General features: G+C 41.8%; 15 protein-coding genes. 3 read left to right on the forward strand and 12 right to left on the reverse strand.

Annotation, left to right across the window (positions count from 1 at the left end):
- Nucleotides 1–147: 147 nt before the first annotated feature.
- The 5 genes from V7K53_RS32005 to V7K53_RS32025 form a co-directional block, all read right to left on the reverse strand.
- Complete coding sequence (locus tag V7K53_RS32005; RefSeq protein ID WP_335201507.1) at nucleotides 148–621, reverse strand: response regulator; 474 nt, start codon at nucleotides 619–621, stop codon at nucleotides 148–150.
- Between the two features lie 52 nt (nucleotides 622–673).
- A complete protein-coding gene (locus tag V7K53_RS32010) occupies nucleotides 674–3,019 on the reverse strand; it encodes an ATP-binding protein (RefSeq protein ID WP_335201509.1) in 2,346 nt (781 codons plus the stop codon).
- A gap of 313 nt (nucleotides 3,020–3,332) precedes the next feature.
- On the reverse strand, nucleotides 3,333–4,049 hold the full coding sequence (locus tag V7K53_RS32015) for a CTP synthase C-terminal region-related (seleno)protein (RefSeq protein ID WP_335201510.1): 717 nt from the start codon (nucleotides 4,047–4,049) through the stop codon (nucleotides 3,333–3,335).
- A 184-nt stretch (nucleotides 4,050–4,233) separates the two neighbouring features.
- On the reverse strand, nucleotides 4,234–5,937 hold the full coding sequence (locus V7K53_RS32020; RefSeq protein WP_335201511.1) for an alpha/beta hydrolase: 1,704 nt from the start codon (nucleotides 5,935–5,937) through the stop codon (nucleotides 4,234–4,236).
- A gap of 507 nt (nucleotides 5,938–6,444) precedes the next feature.
- Nucleotides 6,445–7,368, reverse strand: a complete 924-nt coding sequence (locus V7K53_RS32025) for a DMT family transporter (RefSeq protein WP_335201512.1) — start codon at nucleotides 7,366–7,368, stop codon at nucleotides 6,445–6,447.
- Nucleotides 7,369–7,648: 280 nt separating this feature from the next.
- Here V7K53_RS32025 and V7K53_RS32030 point away from each other — a divergent pair, with 280 nt between their 5' ends.
- Complete coding sequence (locus tag V7K53_RS32030; RefSeq protein ID WP_335201513.1) at nucleotides 7,649–9,814, forward strand: cytochrome-c peroxidase; 2,166 nt, start codon at nucleotides 7,649–7,651, stop codon at nucleotides 9,812–9,814.
- 430 nt (nucleotides 9,815–10,244) lie between these two features.
- Here the strand turns inward: V7K53_RS32030 and V7K53_RS32035 are convergent, their stop codons facing one another.
- From V7K53_RS32035 to V7K53_RS32050, 4 genes are all read right to left on the reverse strand, one after another.
- Nucleotides 10,245–11,567, reverse strand: a complete 1,323-nt coding sequence (locus V7K53_RS32035; protein WP_335201514.1) for a serine hydrolase — start codon at nucleotides 11,565–11,567, stop codon at nucleotides 10,245–10,247.
- A 592-nt stretch (nucleotides 11,568–12,159) separates the two neighbouring features.
- A complete protein-coding gene (locus V7K53_RS34170) occupies nucleotides 12,160–12,570 on the reverse strand; it encodes a sterol carrier protein domain-containing protein (protein ID WP_442940521.1) in 411 nt (136 codons plus the stop codon).
- 101 nt (nucleotides 12,571–12,671) lie between these two features.
- On the reverse strand, nucleotides 12,672–12,842 hold the full coding sequence (locus V7K53_RS32045; protein WP_335201515.1) for a hypothetical protein: 171 nt from the start codon (nucleotides 12,840–12,842) through the stop codon (nucleotides 12,672–12,674).
- A 305-nt stretch (nucleotides 12,843–13,147) separates the two neighbouring features.
- Entirely contained in the window at nucleotides 13,148–14,326 is a 1,179-nt protein-coding gene (locus V7K53_RS32050) for a GNAT family N-acetyltransferase (RefSeq protein ID WP_335201516.1), read from the reverse strand.
- 310 nt (nucleotides 14,327–14,636) lie between these two features.
- Between V7K53_RS32050 and V7K53_RS32055 the strand changes: the two genes are divergently transcribed.
- Entirely contained in the window at nucleotides 14,637–14,957 is a 321-nt protein-coding gene (locus tag V7K53_RS32055; RefSeq protein WP_335201517.1) for a DMT family transporter, read from the forward strand.
- A gap of 79 nt (nucleotides 14,958–15,036) precedes the next feature.
- On the opposite strand, the gene V7K53_RS32060 is transcribed toward V7K53_RS32055, so the two are convergent.
- The 3 genes from V7K53_RS32060 to egtC form a co-directional block, all read right to left on the reverse strand.
- Nucleotides 15,037–16,701 (reverse strand): FAD-dependent oxidoreductase, encoded by a 1,665-nt coding sequence (locus V7K53_RS32060; RefSeq protein ID WP_335201518.1) that lies wholly within the window; start codon nucleotides 16,699–16,701, stop codon nucleotides 15,037–15,039.
- Between the two features lie 64 nt (nucleotides 16,702–16,765).
- Nucleotides 16,766–16,975: a hypothetical protein gene (locus V7K53_RS32065; RefSeq protein WP_335201519.1), complete on the reverse strand. Its 210-nt coding sequence runs from the start codon at nucleotides 16,973–16,975 to the stop codon at nucleotides 16,766–16,768.
- Between the two features lie 734 nt (nucleotides 16,976–17,709).
- Nucleotides 17,710–18,522: an ergothioneine biosynthesis protein EgtC gene (egtC, locus tag V7K53_RS32070; protein WP_335201520.1), complete on the reverse strand. Its 813-nt coding sequence runs from the start codon at nucleotides 18,520–18,522 to the stop codon at nucleotides 17,710–17,712.
- 264 nt (nucleotides 18,523–18,786) lie between these two features.
- Here egtC and V7K53_RS32075 point away from each other — a divergent pair, with 264 nt between their 5' ends.
- Nucleotides 18,787–19,389 (forward strand): hypothetical protein, encoded by a 603-nt coding sequence (locus V7K53_RS32075; protein ID WP_335201521.1) that lies wholly within the window; start codon nucleotides 18,787–18,789, stop codon nucleotides 19,387–19,389.
- The last annotated feature ends 31 nt before the right edge of the window (nucleotides 19,390–19,420 follow it).

Consider the following 19,420-nt stretch of genomic DNA (forward strand, 5'->3'; position numbering starts at 1 on the left):
AGTCAAAAAATAGAAAAATCGGGAGAAGGAATCTAACAGAGACAAACAGACACAGTGACTCAAAAAGGAAAATGTCTCTGTGTCCTCTGAGCCGTCTCCTTTATTATCCTTTTTCCCCGACTGCTAGATCGACAAAAAATAAACAACTTAATCCAACACAGGCGGCGTATTGGCTTCAAGCCAGTAGTCTACAAATGCCTGGATCGTCTTTTTTAGTTCCAGAGCATCCATCGGTTTTACCAGATATCCATTTGCGCCCTTTTGGTAGCACAATTCAATATCCTTGGGGTTAGATGATGTGGTAAAAACAACGATGGGGATTCCCTTGAAAGTCTTGTCTTGCTTGAGCCGATCTAAAATGTCACGCCCATCAATACCTGGCAAATTGAGATCGAGCAAGATTACAGAGGGTCGTAATACTACTTTTGAGTTAGGTAGGTCTTCGCCTTTAGTGTAGGCATCGTTCCCCATTTGATAAAGGAACTCTAAAACCTCATCTCCATTAGTACAACGGTGTATGGGATTCTGGACGGACATACGCCGCATCAGACGTTGCAGCATCCGAAAATCTTCATTGCTGTCCTCAACAACGAGCAGCGGTTCATGAAGTTTTTTTGTCATTCGTAGTCTTAAAAGAGCTTAACAAAAATATATATTTAGTCATTATCTTAAACTATTCCAACGTAAAATAAAAAATTGAGCCAACGCCTACAGTAGATTTCACCCAAATTTTACCGTTATGAAGCTCAACAATCTTCTTAACAATAGCTAGTCCAGCACCGGCTCCTCCACCGTATTTTTCCTGGGAATGAAGCCGCTTAAATAATCTAAAGATAGTTTCTAGGTGATGCTGTGGAATTCCAATGCCGTTATCGCGGATATAAAATATTGGGCATTGGGTATTGGGCACAAGAGGCAGAGGGGAAAGACCTACTGCAACTTCTCCTCGGTCACTGAGCGCAGCCTCTCGTAGAGAAGTGCTGCTCCCCTGCCCTGCCTCTTCTTGAGAAAAGTAGCCAATCTCAACCCATTGTTCTGCCTTATCGTTGTATTTGAACGCATTACCAAGCAGATTACTGAAGACTTCATTAACCAAGACTCGATCGCACAAAACTGTTGGTAGAGGCCGAGGAATGCGAATATCCACAAGCCCAGAGTCTTGGCGACTAGCACGAAAAACATCAATTACTTGGTTGAGCAATTCGTTGAGGTCAGTTGCTTGCAAGCGTAGTTGTGCTTGTCCTAGCTGCGAGAGTCGCAATAGAGCATTAATCAGAGTTTCCATGCGTACAGACAAGGATACTACTGTTTGCAAGCACTCCATTCCATCATCATCTAATACTTGGGCATAGTCTTCTAGCAACACTGTCGAGAAGTTATAAATGCCTCGCAAAGGTTCCTTGAGGTCATGGGAAGCGGCGTAGGCAAAAGATGCTAGTTCTTGGTTGCTGCGCTCTAACTCCAGGTTAATTTTAGCTAATTCATCTGCTTTCGAGAGTACAATACCAACGATCGCATTATTCAAAGCGATCGCACTGTCAAGTTCGCAAGGTTTCCAGGGTAGAGAAGTTAATCTAACCGTTTCTTGCCATTGTTCAAAGGATTTTCGTGGAGACAGGATATAGCTACCATCTGCCTGTGCTTGCATGGATTCCTGTGGATTTCCTGCCCAGTGTACTGTTTGGATAACTTCCGGGCGAAACCAAAGGATGTAATAGCGCCGAATTTTAGAAATCCGCAGTAGCAACAAGCCACTAGCAGTATCTTTAAATATCAGTGCCTCTGAGTAAAGCTTCGGCAGAGAATTAGTAGAAAATAGGTTGTCACTAACTTGGGTGTCTGCCCATTCAATGAGTGCCCGAACTTCATCAATATTTGGTGTTGTTCCTACAAGAGTAATTTCATTATCTAGACAAACTGCCGCTCCAGAAGCACTAACAAGATCGAGCAAGCGAATTTCCGGTTTGATTAGAGCATCGATAAAATTGTCTGCTTGGGAAATAGATTCTAGAAACTCAGACTGTAGCGATTTGAGTTTTACTTTATAATCCCATTCCGAGTGACTAATTTTATGTGCTAATTCTGAAGACGCAATCTGTCCTAAAAATTCGCACATCTTGCGGACTTCGTAAGAAATATACTTTGGTGTTTGATGGTGACAGGATATTAATCCCCAAAGCTTCTGCTCTTGAATAATTGAAATCACCAAAAGAGCCTTCACCCCCATATTTTGATGATATTGAGTACAACACCAATCAAAACTCCGTAGCAGACAGTAGCTTAAGTCAAGATGCTGATGTGTTGTCGGATTTTCCGTTGGAACTAGTTTGACAGGTTCGGCAGTCAAATCGGGAAGAAATCGGAGAAAGCAGCGCGTGTATAACTCCCTAGCCTGCGCTGGAATATCTGTAGCAGGATAGTGGAGTCCTAAATAAGGTGATAAATCTTCCCGTTTAACTTCTGCAACAACAGAACCCGCTTCTGACTCGTCAAATTGATAGACCATCACCCGATCGAAACCGATGATTTTTTGGACTTCTTGTGCGACTAAATGCAAAAATTCTCCCAGATTGCATGTCCTTTGCATTTTAGCGATCGCTTCACTCGCAAAACTATGAAAGTTTAAGAAACTCACCTCAAATTCCGAGTCAGTTGGTTCTAGCTCCAGAATTACAGCTTCTTCTGTACGATGAGCAATAGCATCAAAGTATATTTCTCCATACAAAGTATTTATTAATACTTTAAACGCATTAGCGCTGCCAACCTTTTTTACTAAGCACTGCTTGACAATTTCCACTGGCTGAGGTTCAAGTAAATAGCTCAAAGGTTGACCGAGTAAATCTTCTGGAGCTTTGCACAAATATACTTGAGTATTGTTACTAACTTGCAGTATCTCTAGCTGAGTACTGAGTGCCAGGAGAATGCCATGAGGTTGAATGGAGCCAGGTATGTGAATAGGTTTGCGATCGTGGTTTGTTAGGGCAGTAGCTTGGGCTGTAGTATATTCCGGCTGGCTCATAACTGAACTTATGTAAAGCTAGTTTTTAAAATAGCGTAATTAAATGTCATATTTCTTTAAAGTATAGGTCGAGAAGTATGAATGCGATCGTATATCAATTGGGCTTGTTACGGTTTTTACAATAAGTAGGTAAGCGCAAATAATTAGAAGATAGTTTTCGGTACGTTATAGAAGCTGTAATATCATGTACGTATAGCTAGTTATGATTTACACGCATATTTATTGCTCCTACTGAGTCTAATAGTCACTGCCGTCTTAAATACGGTGAAAAGCTTGACTATCGTAATATACCTGACAAGTCTCCATCACATTGTTAGCCCGTTTTCACTAGCAACTTAGCGCAAGCTGCAAGAAAACCACTGATGAGTGGATGAGGTTTAGAAGGAGTTGACGAAGTTTGCGGCACAAACAAACTTGCTAGAAAGAAGGGATGAGCTGGTAACTCCAAGATCCGAGGTTCACCATCTTGGTCTGTGCCAGAAATCTGCATACCTGCCTCAATCAGAGCATCACGATACATCGGATTGATTCCAAAGTGGCAGAAGTATTCCTCAACTGCTGCGTTGTTGCTGTAGAGATCGCGAGCAAGACTGTTGGGTTGAATATTGACAGTCATCTTCTTTCCTGCAATGTTACACGCAAGCGGAGTCAGAATTAATCGAGCAGCAGATGGCTCGAATTCAGCACTGGTAGCATCTGCAATCCATAATACGTTGCGGGCAAACTCAATAACCGCATACTGAAATCCAGCACATGTTCCAAAATAGGGCTTGTCATTTTCACGAGCGAAGCGAATTCCTTGGAGCGTTCCTTCCAATTCCCGAACATCTCCTGGCCCGCCAAAGATGCCATCAAAATCCTGCAACATTGCACTTGCATTAGGCTTGGCAAGAGTTTCTGTTGGTATCCATGTTTCTGTAACTTCTAGGTCAAGAACTGCTGCGGCATGACGGAGCGCTACGCCCAATGTGGCTTGAGGTGGAAACACTGGGTGATAGTCACCAACAACCGCTACCTTGATTGGTTTCATTGGCTTACCTCAATTTGTAGTATTTTGTAGTACAAAGTCTTGTCTTCAGTGCTTCTACCACTCTACAGACAGATTCAAAACTCTGCCCCTACCAATAACTTGAGGGCTAACTGTACAAATCAAATAAAAATCATCACATGCAGTAATGCAACACCAATATCCAACATCCAAAATCCGAAGCTGACTATGGTGTTGGGAACTTTTTTTTTACGAGTTTGGCTCCTTTGATATCCAATAATTGTGCTAATTCGGCTGTATTCAATGACTTGACGAGACTCAAACCAAGAGACTTACTAGAAATGCTTTGAGTGTAAGCGGCGTTCAGGTACGGTGTATATTGCGGCTTGACTGCAATGTATGTTTGGAAGAAAGGTAAACTTAAAACATTCATGTAACGACGTGCTTGAGAAGCATCGCCAATCATATCAGCAGGTAATGCTACTTGTTGATTTGCAGGGTTTGCATTGCCAATGGTGGAAAAGTGTGTACCACCAACAAGCATGACGAGATACTTTTGGGAATTTGCCAACCAGGAGAAAGGTACAATTTGCTCGGATAAAGCTGGTGCAACTGTATCATCACTACTGCTGACAATCATCACTGGAGTTTTAATTTGACTTAAGCCAGCTTTGCCGAAAATCGAACTAGTAATGGGATTAACTGCGATCGCAGCTTTTACTCTCTCATCCCGCAGGTTATAATCTTTGCCAGACTTGCTAATGCTCAATTCTAAAGCGCGACACTGGAGCAGTAAAGACATATTCCAGGTATTTTGTAGTGCTGCTGGTTGACAGTCTTGTTTTAGCTGCTCAAAGTTGATTTTAGCGCCTGCCAGGGCTAAGGCTGTGTAGCCTCCCAAAGATTGACCAAATACTCCGACTTGTTGCAGATTTAGGCGACCTTTAAACCGTGAATCAGATTGATTACCTTTTTGCAATTGATTCAGTATATATGTTACATCCAAAGGTCGGTCTTGAAATTCGCTTGGTTCTGCTACTTCAATAGCGTGTCCTTTTAGCAGAGAACGCAATTGTTTCGCGTCACTACCAGGGTGATTGGGAACAACGACAGCAAATCCGTAAGAAGCTAGATGAGTGGCCAAATATTGAAAGTTACTGCTGTCTAAACCCAAGCCGTGAGAAATGACAATTATCGGTGCAGTCTTCTGGACATTGGGAATATAAACATCAGTCAATAAAAGCCGATTGCGGGTTGAGTCGAAAAACTTCAGGATGTATTTTTGCGACTTAAATTTTCCCGGAAGCTTTAAATCGGGCAATTGCGAGAAATTGGGTTGAGAAATGCCATCAGCTTCTATTTTAGACCTTTGGGAAACAGCTGCGATCGCCTGATGGGTTTGGTTAACAAGTTTCTCCAATTCCGTAGCTATTTCCAAAGTCTCGGCGACATCAAGGCGAATGCTGCTGGTGGGATATTTACGCAACACATTTAAAAGTGTCAAGCCTCCCGATTCACCAGAGGCTAAAATTAGCGCCGAACGCAAAGCACCAAATCCTGGTTGACTGGTTTTAATCACTTGCGTTAAGCGATGGAGTAAAAATTCTCCTTGCGGTGTGTAGAGAAGTTGAGAAACTACTACTGGACTAACTTTCACACGATTAAGCAAAATCCGCCGCAATTCTTGAAGCTGTTCTAGAGGCAGATATCGCTGATAGGCTGCTAAGTCTTCGTTAATTACACCTGTTTTGGCGTAGTTCTCTAAAGTTTTGACTGAAATGGAAAGCTCCAAAGCTGAATAAGATGCATAAATCCGCTCTGCTGCCAAAACAGAATTACTAATTCCAAATGTTGGCAGCACCATTGAAAGAACCAGCAATAAAGAATTTTTTCTGAGGGTGCTGGCCCAATTACCAAACAAACTATTCATCGCTCAACTGTTTCGGTGGTCTGGTTTTATCGGGTGTTGGCTTTGGTAGTTATTCGGGCGCCCTGCTTAGTTTCTTTAAAGTTATTAGCCTCAATTTTATCAAAACAGAATTTAGGAGTCAGTAGTTATAATTCACGATGAATTATGTATGACTTGCGAATGTAGCTGGCTGAAAATAATGGGTATAAATGGGTTTAAAATTTCCACCAAATCTGAGATTTAGTAGTCAAAAAAAGTAGTGATTCCCAATTCCCTAGTAATGTATTCTGACTCCTGAATTCTGATTTTTGAATTCTTTTGCAAGGATATTTCGGCTATAAAGTTAACAATCAAATCCTACAAAGTCACGCAGATGGGTAAAGTATCCAACTGACTTAAGTAGTTTGCCTTCACTATTAAATCATAACAAATAAAAAATAGTCTGCCTCAGTATTTATGTTGTAGCTTTGAATATTCCACAAATTCACTAGATGAAAAATCCAGTAAAAATCCTGAAAAACATGGCGATTAATCCGCTTTTCCCAAAGCGATCGCAACTGAACCTGTAACTACTAAACCCGCTCCAAATATTGCTATGAGGGTGAAGTGTTCTGGTGGTGTCCAAGAAGGTGCAATAACAGATACAACCGCAACTGCTATTAATGTCACAATGGGAGCTAAAGCTATTACTGCACTTACTCGTGATGCTTCCCAATGTTGTAATGATTCAGAAAAAGCACCGTAAGCAATTAAAGTATTCAAGGCACAAAAAATCAACATTCCTAAATGGAAAGTATCAAGTATAAAAAGTGATTTAACTTTGGCTAGAGGAGTGAATAATAAAGCACAGCCTCCATAAATAATCAACATGATGCTGGTAGAAGATAAAGATTGTAATAACTGCTTTTGTGCCAAAGCATAAATAGCCCAAGCTGTCGATCCTAGCGCAATTAAAACACTACCTAGTATATATGTGCCATGTGCTGTAATTAAATTTGTTAGTTGTTCGCGAAAAAATAAAAGATAACCACAAATCATGACACTAACGCCAATCCATTGAGACAGCCGATAATGTTCTTTAAAAATTACTAATCCTCCAAAACCTAATAAAAGACTAGATAATTGAATGAGAACTTCAGCGTTAGCAGGCGATGTTAATGCTAAACCTTGGGTAAACGAAAAGTAATTAATCCCTAAAAATATTGTCGCGATCGCTAATAATTTTCCAGAAGCAAAGCGCAGTTGTTCTAAGTTTGGTAATTTGCCGCGTATCCCTAAATACATAGCAAGCAATACAAATGATACTAAAAAACGAAACCAAATTACGGTATAGACATCTAGTACTTGTAGAATTACTGCAAGAGCAATAGGTAAAATTCCCCATAATAAGACCGTCAATAGCGATAATGCTAGCCCTAAGCGCCACCGACCAGAACTTTGATGTAGTAACATTAAAATATCCAAAAATTAGGACTGATAAGTAAGTTATATATAATTTAAATATCTGAACATTTTATCAAACTATTATCGACAAAATATATTAATAGTTTAATTAATGCAAATTCAATATAAGATAACCAATTTATCTAACTCAATTTATTATTCGTAGCCCAAAGAGTTTTTTTGTATTCACGTAAAATTCGTAATTTACGTGTTCATTTTACATGAATATTAAATTTCAAACTTCCTCGGAAATGTATACTTTATCTCGGTGTTACTTTATAATACAACTATGGGGATTATACCCATAATCAGCTTAGTAATCTTTACGACTGCCTTATCTAGTTACTTATTGCTGACCTCAAGAGGTCAATTTTTGCTCAAATCTTTGGTGACAAAAATAAAGCAGCAACAGTGGAAATTCAGATATGGCAAACCTAATTACTTGAGATCGAGATTTTCAAGGACTATAACAATTGCTGTCATTATTCTGGCAGCAGTAATAGTTGGAAATACTGTATCAGCAAAGATTACAGGTCCACCCCCAGTTTCACTCAAGAGCGTATCGGTTCCAGAACCTGACAATCTTGGAGACTTCGTAAGAGACAAAACAGCTGCAATCAAGTTAGGAAAGACTCTTTTTTGGGATATGCAGGTTGGGAGCGATGGAAAGACCTCCTGTGCTAGTTGTCACTTCCATGCTGGAGCTGACAATAGATCCAAAAATCAGATTGCTCCTGGGCTTTTGCGGGTCAACGCCGATGGTACAGAGAATCCAGATTCAGTTTTCAATGTCGGCGGGCTACCAAACTATCAGCTCAAACCAGGAGATTTTCCCTTCCACAAGCTGTCAAACCCAAACGATCCTACGACTGTTGTATCTGACCGTAACGATGTCAGTTCTTCTCAGGGGATCTTCAATACGAAGTTTGTGGATGTCACACCTGGAAATGCAGAAGACAAAGTTACAACCGAGCCAGATTCGGTGTTTAACGTGGGAGGTATAAATGTGCGACGCGTTGAGCCGCGTAACACGCCAACCGTGATTAATGCCGCATTCAACTTTCGCAACTTTTGGGATGGAAGGGCACAAGACATCTTTAATGGGGTGAATCCTTTCGGTTTAAGAGATCCTAATGCTGCTGTCGTCAAGGCTATAAACCCAATTAATGTAGAATTTGTGAAAGTCAGCCTCAAGAACTCGTCTTTGGCATCTCAAGCTGTCGGGCCGCCACTCAGTTCCTTTGAGTCATCCGCAGATGGTCGGACTTTTCAAGAAATTGGTGATAAGTTCGGCGGTAATCAGTTCGGGCGAATTGACATAACACCTCTCACCGTTGGTAAGGGTAAAAAGCTCCCCCGAAAACTTGCGAAAAAGTTATTACCTCTTAGACCGCTAGGTAAACAGATTGTGCATCCACAAGACAGCGTTTTAGGTAAAGATAGTAGATCGCCTAAACCTGGACTTAAAGATAGAACATACGAGCAGATGATTCAAGATGCCTTCAAGCCGGAGTGGTGGAATTCTAATCGACTCATCCAAGTTGACTCTGACGGTAAACGGACTATTGTCAAAAGGCCCGATCGCTCTTTGAAGACTAATGAGTACACATTGCTAGAGTACAACTTCTCGCTATTCTTTGGGCTGGCAGTTCAATTGTACGAGTCTACGCTCATTTCCTATGATACGCCCTACGATCGCTACTTAGAAGGAAACACCAGCGCCTTAACCGCGCAGCAACAACGAGGGAAAGGACTGTTTGAGGGCAAAGCTCTGTGTATTGCTTGCCACAGTGGATTAGAATTAACAGCTGCTTCAGTCAGCAACGTGGCTAAAGAGGGACGAATCAAACGTGCGCCGTTTGGGCCAAAATCCCCAGAAGACACTGGTTTCTTCAATATCGGTGTCAGACCTGCCACAGACGACCCCGGTTTGGGTGGTTATGATGGTTTGCAGAGTAACGGTCAACGTAATCCGCTTTCAGAAGCACGATTGGCTCAGTTGGGTAAATTTAAGAATCTCCTGGGCGAAAACCCCCCAACCCTTACTCCACCGTTGAATTCCAGTGAACCTGTGTTTGCAAACGGAGCTTTCAAAGCACCAGGACTTCGGAATGTAGAACTAACTGCTCCCTACTTCCACAATGGAGGTCAGGCGACTTTAGAGCAAGTGATTGATTTTTACAATCGCGGTGGTGATTATGGAGTACTTCCACCGCTAAATCTTTCACCAGTAGAAAAACAGGAATTGGTCGCCTTTTTAAAAGCGCTGACTGATAACCGAGTTCGGTTTGATAAAGCGCCCTTTGACCATCCACAATTGTTTATCCCTAATGGACATGTGGGTAACACTAATTATGTTGTCAATGACGGCACTGGTAAAGCTACAGATGACACAGTGGAAATTCCTGCTGTTGGTAGGAGTGGTAATAGTGGAACACCAAATTTCCTCAGTTAATCTCATTTCACGACGAAATACCTGAATACAGATAGATATGTAGGGATGTACAAATGTACGTCCCTATTTTTGCGATTTGGTGCAATTGCGAAGTTAGTAGTGAGGGCTAAAGCCCTCAAGCCAAGGACTAAGGTGATTTACAAGAATAAATATACCGATGCCGTTGGTTTCGACTTCGCTCAACCAACTGATAGATCGAGAGTTGAGCGTATCGCTAAAGCGAAAGCTCCGCTAACGCGTAGCGTCTCGCAGAGAAGTCGAAACTCGCCAACACAGGTATTTTCTTTGTCGGAAATCACCTAAAGTCCTTACTACAAACTTATTCACCCTACTCAATGCTGAGTAGTGAGTACCTTGCCTTAGAGTAAATTACTCAGCACTCTTGCTCCACCAAACTTTATGTGGTGGACTAGTAGTTACGATCGCTTGACTAACGAATGCGTAGGCGTAGCCCGCCGGAGGCATCGCCAAATTTGGGTTCTATATTGCTAACTTTGGTATTGTCTAGGTAATTATAGACTCTTCTGGAAACTTCACGGACAAAATCTCCTGCTCTGCGATCGTAGTTTGGTCTTTGCACCAAAACACCTGCTAAATAGCTTTTGCCGTTGGGCATTTGAATAATACCCGCATCACCAATGATAAATCTCAATGTACCAGTTTTATGGGCTATGGTCGCTCCTTGACCGATACCTGCTGGTAGTAAACTATTGGTTTTGACACGGCGCATAATGCCTAAAACTCGATCGCGGCTAGTTGGGGATAACAAACGATTATTAGAAACTAACGCCGCCAATCTGACTAAATCTTTGGAACTAGTTGTATTTGTGCCGCCGATATCTGGAAGTAGATTCCGAAGTGCTGTATTTTGCAATCCCCAGCTACGAAAACGTTGACTAACTTTTGCTGCACCACCCAAGCGATCGAGAACTAGATTTGTGGCGGTATTATCGCTGATTGTCATCATCAAGGTAGCGGTTTCTAGGACGCTAAATTTAGTGCCTATGGGTTTGTACTGCATAATTCCAGATTCACCAACCTTTAAATCGCGCCGCATCACTAATTTATCGGTGAGTTTAATTCTACCTGCATCTATTTCTTGGAAAAGAGCCACTAATAAGGGAAACTTGATTGTGCTGGCAGCAGCAAATCTTTTTTCGCCATTAATATCTATATAGTTTCCTGTATCTAAATCTAAGAAAAATATTCCCGGATTCAATGTTTTATAACTTGCTAACAAAGTGCGAATCTGAGAAGTAATACCAGCCATCTCTTGACCAAGATTCACAACTCCAGCAAATGTCGATGCATCTGTGGATCTGATGGCAATATCTTCTCGATTTTCTCCAACAAGGGGATTATTTTGGCGGTTAAATGAATTGAATTTGAAACTCCAATGAGAACGGGAATCTCCTTTAACTGATATATTTTGGGAAGTAACATCATAACCAGGAGCTAACTCGACGACAAAACGAGTGGTTTGAGGGTCTGGTTTGCCGAGGCGAATTTCTTTTACCGCCTTACCAAAACTTCGTTTAACAGTATCGGAATTAAAATTAGTTCCAGGTAAGTCAATCACTAATCGATTAGGATTATCTAATAAAAAGGCTTTTGGTTCTATTCCCGAAGTGGTAGTTAAGTCTAATTGGTTTTGGCTAGAATCATAGTACCAAGACTGTAATTGTGAGGCTTTAGCTTGTCCTGCAACTAGAACCAAACTGCTTAAACCAATCGCCAGTAGATGTGATTTCATGTTGTGAATGTGGGTGTGCAAGTAAGGATCGACTAATCAGGTTTACTTAGATTGTTTTCTGATGACTGTGCTGAACTTCCGGAGAAAAAGTCATAAATCCCGTTGAGTTATTTTTACCAAATGAGGTTTGGGATTAGATAAGCACGATAAATCATCATTACTTATTTAAAGTAAATTGCTGACAGTTTAATTTGTGTGTGAGTTGACAACAACAGAAATTGTTAATCTAGCGGAAGGACGAGCGAAGGATTAATTATGTTTCCAGCTTCTGTTTTGTAGAGAGAGAAAGTAAAACCTATTCACTAAAACCCTAATACATATAGATTTGAAGTGAAAGCCAGCTTAGAACCAGCTTTTAGATATTGTCTCGTTCCCAGTCTCAAACTGAGAATGCCGTCCTAGAGGCTCCACCTCCCTTGCTTACGGTGTACACACAAGTCTGTTGACCTGCACCTTTGATGCATCGACTTGCAAAAATTAACCTTCTCTAACTATATTTGAACAACCACGAGTTTAACCTAGCGCAGCGAGAATGTCGGGAGGTCTTTCTATATGCAATCAAAAAGGCTTTGGATAAATATGGTTTTAAGCTTTATCTACCTGCAAATATTTGCGTAGCTTCTGAAATAGCTGTTTCTGTCCCATGTAGTTTTCCGGCTATTTGCAAATGGTAGGGAGCGAACAAACTTGTATATAGTGGTGCTAGTTCTCGGATATCTAACTGCAACTTTTGGTGCAGGGCGATCGCACTCACAAATCTCAAAAACGTATTGCTTGCACATTTAAAGGGCGATCGCCAATCCTCACAAATCTTAAAAACGCATTGCCGATTAAAAGAGCCAGCAAGTCCTACTGGGGCAGTAAGCTGCTGGCTGGTCATAAAGTTCACTTGAGAGCGCAAATAAATGCTTACCTGGTCAATTAGCATTGCCGATTCCGCAATAGTGCCAGGTAACGGAACGCCCTGAACTAACAAAAGTGGTACAGAAGTTTGTCTAAGCAAATTGAGGTTGTAGGTTTGATTTGCGGGTGTGAGATATTATGTACTCACACAACACAACTCAAATCAACCCCCACAATCACCTTCCCGAACTAAACTACTACCTAAATCCCAATCCCAATCCCAATCACAATCTGCAATAAACTTTTCTCGTTATGGTCATTATGGCCTTTGCCTCCGACTACTGCCGATACTTGGGAGTCATCAAGTTCCTCTAATACTGGAGCTTGCAGATTTTCGTCGTTGGCTGTTTTTGCAAAGATATTGATAGTCATAAATCATGTCCTTGACGTGTAGTTATTCAGCAGCTATTGACTGCACACGTAATGTATCAAACCGGAACAGGAGAAATCAAGGATTGATACAAAACATCCTACTTTTCCCAATTTTCCTACTTTTTTGACGAAGCATGACAAAATGGGGACGGGATAAATACATACGAATTATGAGCTATTTATTACCTCCAAGTTGGGAGAATTTAATCTCTCTGGCTGGTTTGACTACACAAAACTGTCCCTCTTTGACTCTCAAGAGGAACAGAATTGAACTAACGCGAAAAAAGGTTAGTTGACAGCTCAGGTTAAAAGAAATCAGCCATCCAAGGAGAACTACCTGCAAATATTTGCGTAGCTGCTGAAATAGCGGTTTCTGTGCCATGCAGTTTTCCGGCTATTTGCAAATGGTAGGGAGCGAACAAACTTGTATATAGTGGTGCTAATTCTCGGATATCTAACTGCAACTCACCCTTTCCACCTTTTGTAACTTCACCGCGTCCATTGGCAACAGAAAGAATGAATTTACCATTGTTTGCATCTAGCAAATTATCTTGAATATCTAAGTGCAATTCAGTTTCAATTCCCGATGGATAACCTCGCATCTCTAGCGCTTTGACTACATCTACTACCCGCAACATCCAACGCATAGTATGCCTGAGCTTGGCAGTTTGCTCTGGTAGCAGCAATGTCAAAGAATCGGTTACAGAACTCCTCCATCGCACGTGTTCAATTTGGGAGCGATGACTGGCAAGAAAAGACCAAAATGTTTGTGCAGCCGCAACTGTGAGAATTACCCAATCTTTGATTCGCAGGATTGCGCCATCCTCTTTTGAATGTTGACTGAAGAGGATATAGCCTTCGGGTTTCTCTTTTGTACCGATAAAATATGCGTAAAATGTTTCCTTCTCATCTGGTTGAATTAACCGCTCCCAGATTGCAGGATGTCGGTCTAAATATCCATGCGTTTGTCTCGCCTGCTGCTGATATAGTTGATGAAAGACTTGATGATTGATATTCACTATAGGTTGCAAAGGTAGGGATTGCTCTCGCACTTGGATATTCCTAGTAGCAACTTCCCAATTACACCAGCTACCCCCTTGCTCATACCCGACTTTTCGATACAGAGTTTGCACAGCTGGATAAAGAGCAGAGAGCGGTATACCTCTAGCATAAAGTTCTTTGAGCGTCTGCTGCATGAGAGCGATCGCAGCTCCCGAACCGCGATACTCTGGAGCAATACCCACTGCGGCAATTCCTGTCATTGGTACGCGCACACCACCCCACCACTGACCCATATCCAGAGTTGCCAATCCACCAACTAATTGCCCAAATCCCCGAATAATACGGAAATTTTCTACGCCAATGAGATTAACATAAGCTTCCTCGCCACCAAATCCGCTGATGAAACACTGCTCAAGGATATATATCAGCTGCTGAATATCCTGTGGATTGGCAAGAGTGCTGTATTCAAATTGAGCCGTCATCTCTCGTACCATTAGTAGGACAAAAACACAATCACACTACAGCAGATGTTGCCCTAATACTTGAGCAATTTCATCGCCATAAAGCCCCGGAATAGCCTCAATTATACTACTGCACGTTTGCTTTTAAATGTTGGAACACCCATACGTTTCTTTGTGAAGCTGCATATATTTATCTCCCGGCTACGCCTTCCCTCCAAAGCATCTTCATGGAGAATTGATATTACACTGGTAAAAATTTTTAATGAGTTACTTCAGGACTGTTTATTCTATTTTTAGGGCAGTTGCTCTTAACAAACCACTTACAAAAAATATGTTAATAAGTTGGATTTACCTTATAATTGCAATTCTTTTTGAAGTTTCAGGCACAACTTGTATGAAATTATCGGAGGGATTTACTAAAATAGTTCCTTCAGTATTAATATTTGTCTTCTATGGACTTTGTTTTACTTTTTTGACCTTTGCCCTCAAGCGACTTGAAGTAAGTGTCGCCTATTCTGTCTGGGCTGGATTAGGAACTATTCTAGTAGCTCTTATTGGTATTATTTGGTTTCGCGAATCTGCCACATTCATCAAACTTGTGTCGATCTCCTTAATCATCATCGGGGTAATTGGGATCAACGCAAGTCAGTGAAGGAGGCAGGAGGCAGGGGGGCAGGGGAGCAGAGGAGAAGGTTTGTAGATTTTATACAGCTTAGTATTGGCTGCTTTCGCTAAACATTACTTAGGTAGCGGTGAACAAATTGAATGGCAATTGAACCTTCTCCGACACCGGATGCCACCCGTTTAATTGAGCCATAGCGCACATCTCCGGCTGCGAAGATTCCGGGAATGTTGGTTTCTAATAAGAAAGGAGAGCGTTCTAAAGACCAACCACGAGGAGATTTGCCATTATGTAGCAAGTCTGGCCCTGTGATGATAAACCCCTGAGCATCGCGTTGAATAACGCCATCGAGCCAATCAGTTTTGGGGCTAGCACCGATGAAAATAAACAGCGATCGCGCCGACACGGTTTCGGTTTGTCCAGTGTTGGCGTGGGCGATCGCAATTGCTTCTAAATGTTCCTCTCCCTTCACTTCCACGACGCTGCAACCCGTGCAAACTTTGATATTTTCAGTTGCAGCAATTTGGTCAATCAAATATTGAGACATACTTGATGCTAGTGACTCACCCCGCACTAACATAATCACTTTGCTGGCATACTTAGAAAAGTGCATTGCTGCCTGTCCAGCAGAGTTTGCCCCGCCTACCAAGTAAACCTCTTCGTTGGCGCAGGCGATCGCCTCAGTCATAGCAGCACCATAATAAATTCCTGCTCCTGTGAGCTTCTCTGCTCCTGGAACATTTAGCCAACGGTAGGAAACGCCGGTTGCAACTAAAAGTGCATGGCAACTAATCTCGCTACCATCTGCCAATTGCAGAACCCGATAAGGATCTTCCAGTCGAACCCCAGTTACTACTTGAGGAGTAAGAATTTCTACCCCAAATCGCCGCGCCTGGGTGACTCCCCGCCTTGCTAAATCACTCCCACTCAAGCCAATAGGAAACCCCAAATAGTTCTCAATCCGCGAACTCGTACCTGCTTGGCCTCCTGGCGCTTCACGTTCAATTAAGACAGTACTCAATCCCTCAGAAGCGCCATAGACGGCAGCGGCCAGTCCGGCAGGGCCAGCACCGACGATCGCTAAGTCATAGAAGGGACGCTCTGCCTGAGTTTGCAGTCCAATTTTGGCGGCAATCTCTAAATTAGATGGTTGAATTAATCGGGAACCATCGGGAAACAGCACCAATGGTAATTGCTGTCTACAATCAGCTTGGGCGTATTCCACCAGTTTTGCGGCATCCGGTTCTAGTTCAATATCTAACCACTTGAACGGAACCTGGTTACGTGCCAGGAAATCTTTCACCTGATGTGAAAAAGGCGACCAGCGATTACCAATGACTCGAATGCCTTCAAAGGGTGGGCGGAATCCAGCTAGCCAGTCATCTAACAAATCATCTAAAACCGGATATAGCCTCTCTTCTGGTGGATTCCAGGGTTTGAGTAAGTAATAATCAAGTCTGGCACTATTAATCGATTTAATCGCAGCATCCGTATCTGCATAGGCCGTCAACAAAGCGCGTTTCGCATCGGGAAAGATGTCTTTTGCCCGTTCCAGGAACTCCACGCCTCCCATTTGGGGCATACGTTGATCCACCAAAAATAGAGCAACTGCTTCATTCCGCAATTTTAGTTGCTGCACTACATCCAGAGCCGTGATACCTGAATCTGCCCGGACAATGCGGAAGCGATCGCCATACTGATGACGCAAGTCTCGTGACACCGCTTGCAATACTTCTGGATCGTCATCGACGGTTAAAATTGCTGGTTTCGCCATAACTACTGTTACTTAACAATTGCAGTGTCTAGCCGTTGTCTTCAAAAATTCGTCGTTAAAATATCTACTGTTTAACCAGTTGCTTTAAACGAAAGTATGCCTCTTCTGGTGTCAGCGGTTCCGATTGAGTTTCATTGGGTATATAAAATACCCAGGTATCAGGAAAGTAATGCACCACAAAGCTGGGAATCAAACCCAAGTTTACTGCTTGCTTGCCGAGTTTTTCAGTTTGTTCTTCTAAACTCAGTTGGTCATGAAATGAGTGTTCAGCCATACTTTTGCATCTCCCTGTACTTTATTTGACCCTGGAAGAAGGTTCAAAACCAGTATTGCACGAATCACCTAAAGGTGATTTATCACGTTCCAGAATCAGCTTGAGAATATTTTGGTGTTAGACCTAGAATAATTTCAAATATGCTTTCGTAGAGAATCATAAAACTATTTGGATCGTTCAGGGTAATTGAAATTGGATTGAATCAGGCAACAGGGCATTTTTTACGAATTCTAAGTAAGTATGCGATCGTTGGTGTCAACTTAACGTGAAAGCCACCCTAGAACAAGCTTTTAGATATTGTCTCGTTCCCAGTCTCCGACTGGGAATGCCGTCCTAGAGGCTCCGCCTCCCTTGCTGGCGGCAGAGCCGCAATTGAAGTGCATTTCCAACCAGAGGCTGGAAACAAGGTTTTAAAGGAGTTTCAGCTTAAGTTGACACCAATGGTATGCGATCGCTTCAGCTTGCGTAAGTATAGTGGTGGACAGAGTACAAGGAAGCCATAAAGAAATGATGATTGCGTCACCGATGACTCGCTAACGCTTCTCTACAAGACGCACTCGCGTTCGCTATCGGTGACGCTAGCTCCCAAAGGAGCTGAAAGGACGGATGATTTCTGTTGTCTCTCTGACTTGCCTCCAAGTGTTGTCTTTTGGCACAAGTAACAGTAATGCTTGTTTAGCATCGCACCAACTTTAGAGAGAAAAGCTCAATTTCCACAAAATCGCAATGCTTATTTAAACCCCAATGGGAACAAATCTCTCCAACAGGCTAATTGTTGGCTGTAATGACTGGGCTTCAACAAATAGCGCACTTTGCTCACCAAAAGCAGTCCAATTTTGGTTATTGGATAAAGGCTCAGAAGCAACAATAACTTGGTTTGGCTGCTTGAGTTGATCGTAAGACCAATAAAGAGTAGGTGCTTGTGTGCGATAAGCATAGCGAATTGCTGCAACTGCTTGACCATCACTGACAATTACATTGGCACTAAAGCTGGTGTTGTGTTCTGATGCCAACTTAGTCAATTTTTGAAGTGTGGCATTTAATGCTGACAACAGAGTGCTCTTTGGAGACGACTGCCATATTTCCACTAGTAGGGCGAAGATGTGTTCAGAGTCAGTCGTACCTTTAATCAGGCGGTAAGTGGAATCAGAAAGGCTCTCACGTATTGGTCTACAAAGAGTTTGTTGAAAGTTTGATATCTCGCCATTGTGCACAAACAAAAGTTTCCCACTACGAAATGGCTGACAATTGCTAATGTCGAGGGATTCACCTATTCCAGCTAATCGGACATAGCCTACAGTACAACTGGATTGTACATAGTTGCTCAACTCTTCTAGATTCGGCTCGTTCCACAGCGGGATAGTATTTCGGTAAATAAAGGGTTTACCCACTTCGTCGTACCAGCCTACACCCACTCCGTCTCCACAAACTACTCCTGATTTTAATTCCAAAGGACTGTAACTTTGTTTGTAGAGCGAATGCTCTTGTTTATACAGCAACTCATCTAAGAGGATGGCGTTACCAAGATAGCCAATTAATCTACACATAAGAAAACGATGTTGCTGAAAGAGTAAGAAAAATCAGTCACAAGCCCCGATAGAAATCGAATCTTTTAACTGGACAATTATTGCAAATCATTACTAATTTAACAACTATTGTTTATCTTGTGTATGTTTGATCTATGACTTTAGTCATGGTTTTGTTGTCTTGCTAAAAATATAGAACAGAAGCTAAAGTAATATTTATTCCTTACCTTTGTTTGAACTTTATTTGTGAATTATTCGTTTGCATTCAAAGGATTTTAGAGAACTATGCCAATTAAAAAACACATTAATCTTAATCAAGGATGTTTCCTTAATCCCGCAGACAAACAGATAGTTGTCAATTTAGCTAGTGAAGATATTTTAAATTTGATCGCGCAAGAATTAAAAACTCGTTACTCTCCAGAAACTCAAAAAAACCTACTTGAGGAGAGTTCAAAGTTATTACCTAATTTTGTATTTCAAGAATTATTACAACGCCAACAGCAGGTAGTAGATATTAACCCAGATAGTTTAATTGTCGTTAGCTGTCAGATAGCAGAAGCAGAAGTCGATGATTTGGGATTTGATTTAAATGTCGAAGTATATTTTGTAGTTGGAGATACAAAAAGTCAAAACCATTTTCGGGCTAATCAAATAGTCCTTTGGTCGAATATATGGGGTGATGAAGAACAGCCTTTTGATTTAGAAGATGAGCTAGGCGAACAATTCTGGGCAAGTTATCAAATTCAGTTGCTTTTTGATGAAAAAGAGCAGCAAACAATTGAGCTGGAGCTATCACAAACAGATGATTATGCCGCGAGGTTAGAATTTGCCCCATCACTAAAAAGATTTTCCCCATCGATAGTTCCCTTTACGGATAATGACTTATAAAAATTATTATCCGCACATACAGTGAATGTAA

It is taken from the genome of Nostoc sp., assembly GCF_036917355.1.
In the GTDB taxonomy this organism is placed as follows: Bacteria; Cyanobacteriota; Cyanobacteriia; order Cyanobacteriales; family Nostocaceae; genus Nostoc.

Excerpts from the sequence above, each read along its gene's own strand:
- V7K53_RS32030 (WP_335201513.1), top strand. The coding sequence starts at position 7,649 with ATGGGGATTATACCCATAATCAGCTTAGTAATCTTTACGACTGCCTTA.
- V7K53_RS32025 (WP_335201512.1), bottom strand. The coding sequence starts at position 7,368 with ATGTTACTACATCAAAGTTCTGGTCGGTGGCGCTTAGGGCTAGCATTA.
- V7K53_RS32005 (WP_335201507.1), bottom strand. The coding sequence starts at position 621 with ATGACAAAAAAACTTCATGAACCGCTGCTCGTTGTTGAGGACAGCAAT.
- V7K53_RS32065 (WP_335201519.1), bottom strand. The coding sequence starts at position 16,975 with ATGGCTGAACACTCATTTCATGACCAACTGAGTTTAGAAGAACAAACT.
- V7K53_RS32045 (WP_335201515.1), bottom strand. The coding sequence starts at position 12,842 with ATGACTATCAATATCTTTGCAAAAACAGCCAACGACGAAAATCTGCAA.
- egtC (WP_335201520.1), bottom strand. The coding sequence starts at position 18,522 with ATGTGTAGATTAATTGGCTATCTTGGTAACGCCATCCTCTTAGATGAG.
- V7K53_RS32050 (WP_335201516.1), bottom strand. The coding sequence starts at position 14,326 with ATGACGGCTCAATTTGAATACAGCACTCTTGCCAATCCACAGGATATT.
- V7K53_RS32020 (WP_335201511.1), bottom strand. The coding sequence starts at position 5,937 with ATGAATAGTTTGTTTGGTAATTGGGCCAGCACCCTCAGAAAAAATTCT.
- V7K53_RS32060 (WP_335201518.1), bottom strand. The coding sequence starts at position 16,701 with ATGGCGAAACCAGCAATTTTAACCGTCGATGACGATCCAGAAGTATTG.
- V7K53_RS32075 (WP_335201521.1), top strand. The coding sequence starts at position 18,787 with ATGCCAATTAAAAAACACATTAATCTTAATCAAGGATGTTTCCTTAAT.
- V7K53_RS32010 (WP_335201509.1), bottom strand. The coding sequence starts at position 3,019 with ATGAGCCAGCCGGAATATACTACAGCCCAAGCTACTGCCCTAACAAAC.
- V7K53_RS32035 (WP_335201514.1), bottom strand. The coding sequence starts at position 11,567 with ATGAAATCACATCTACTGGCGATTGGTTTAAGCAGTTTGGTTCTAGTT.
- V7K53_RS32015 (WP_335201510.1), bottom strand. The coding sequence starts at position 4,049 with ATGAAACCAATCAAGGTAGCGGTTGTTGGTGACTATCACCCAGTGTTT.
- V7K53_RS32055 (WP_335201517.1), top strand. The coding sequence starts at position 14,637 with ATGTTAATAAGTTGGATTTACCTTATAATTGCAATTCTTTTTGAAGTT.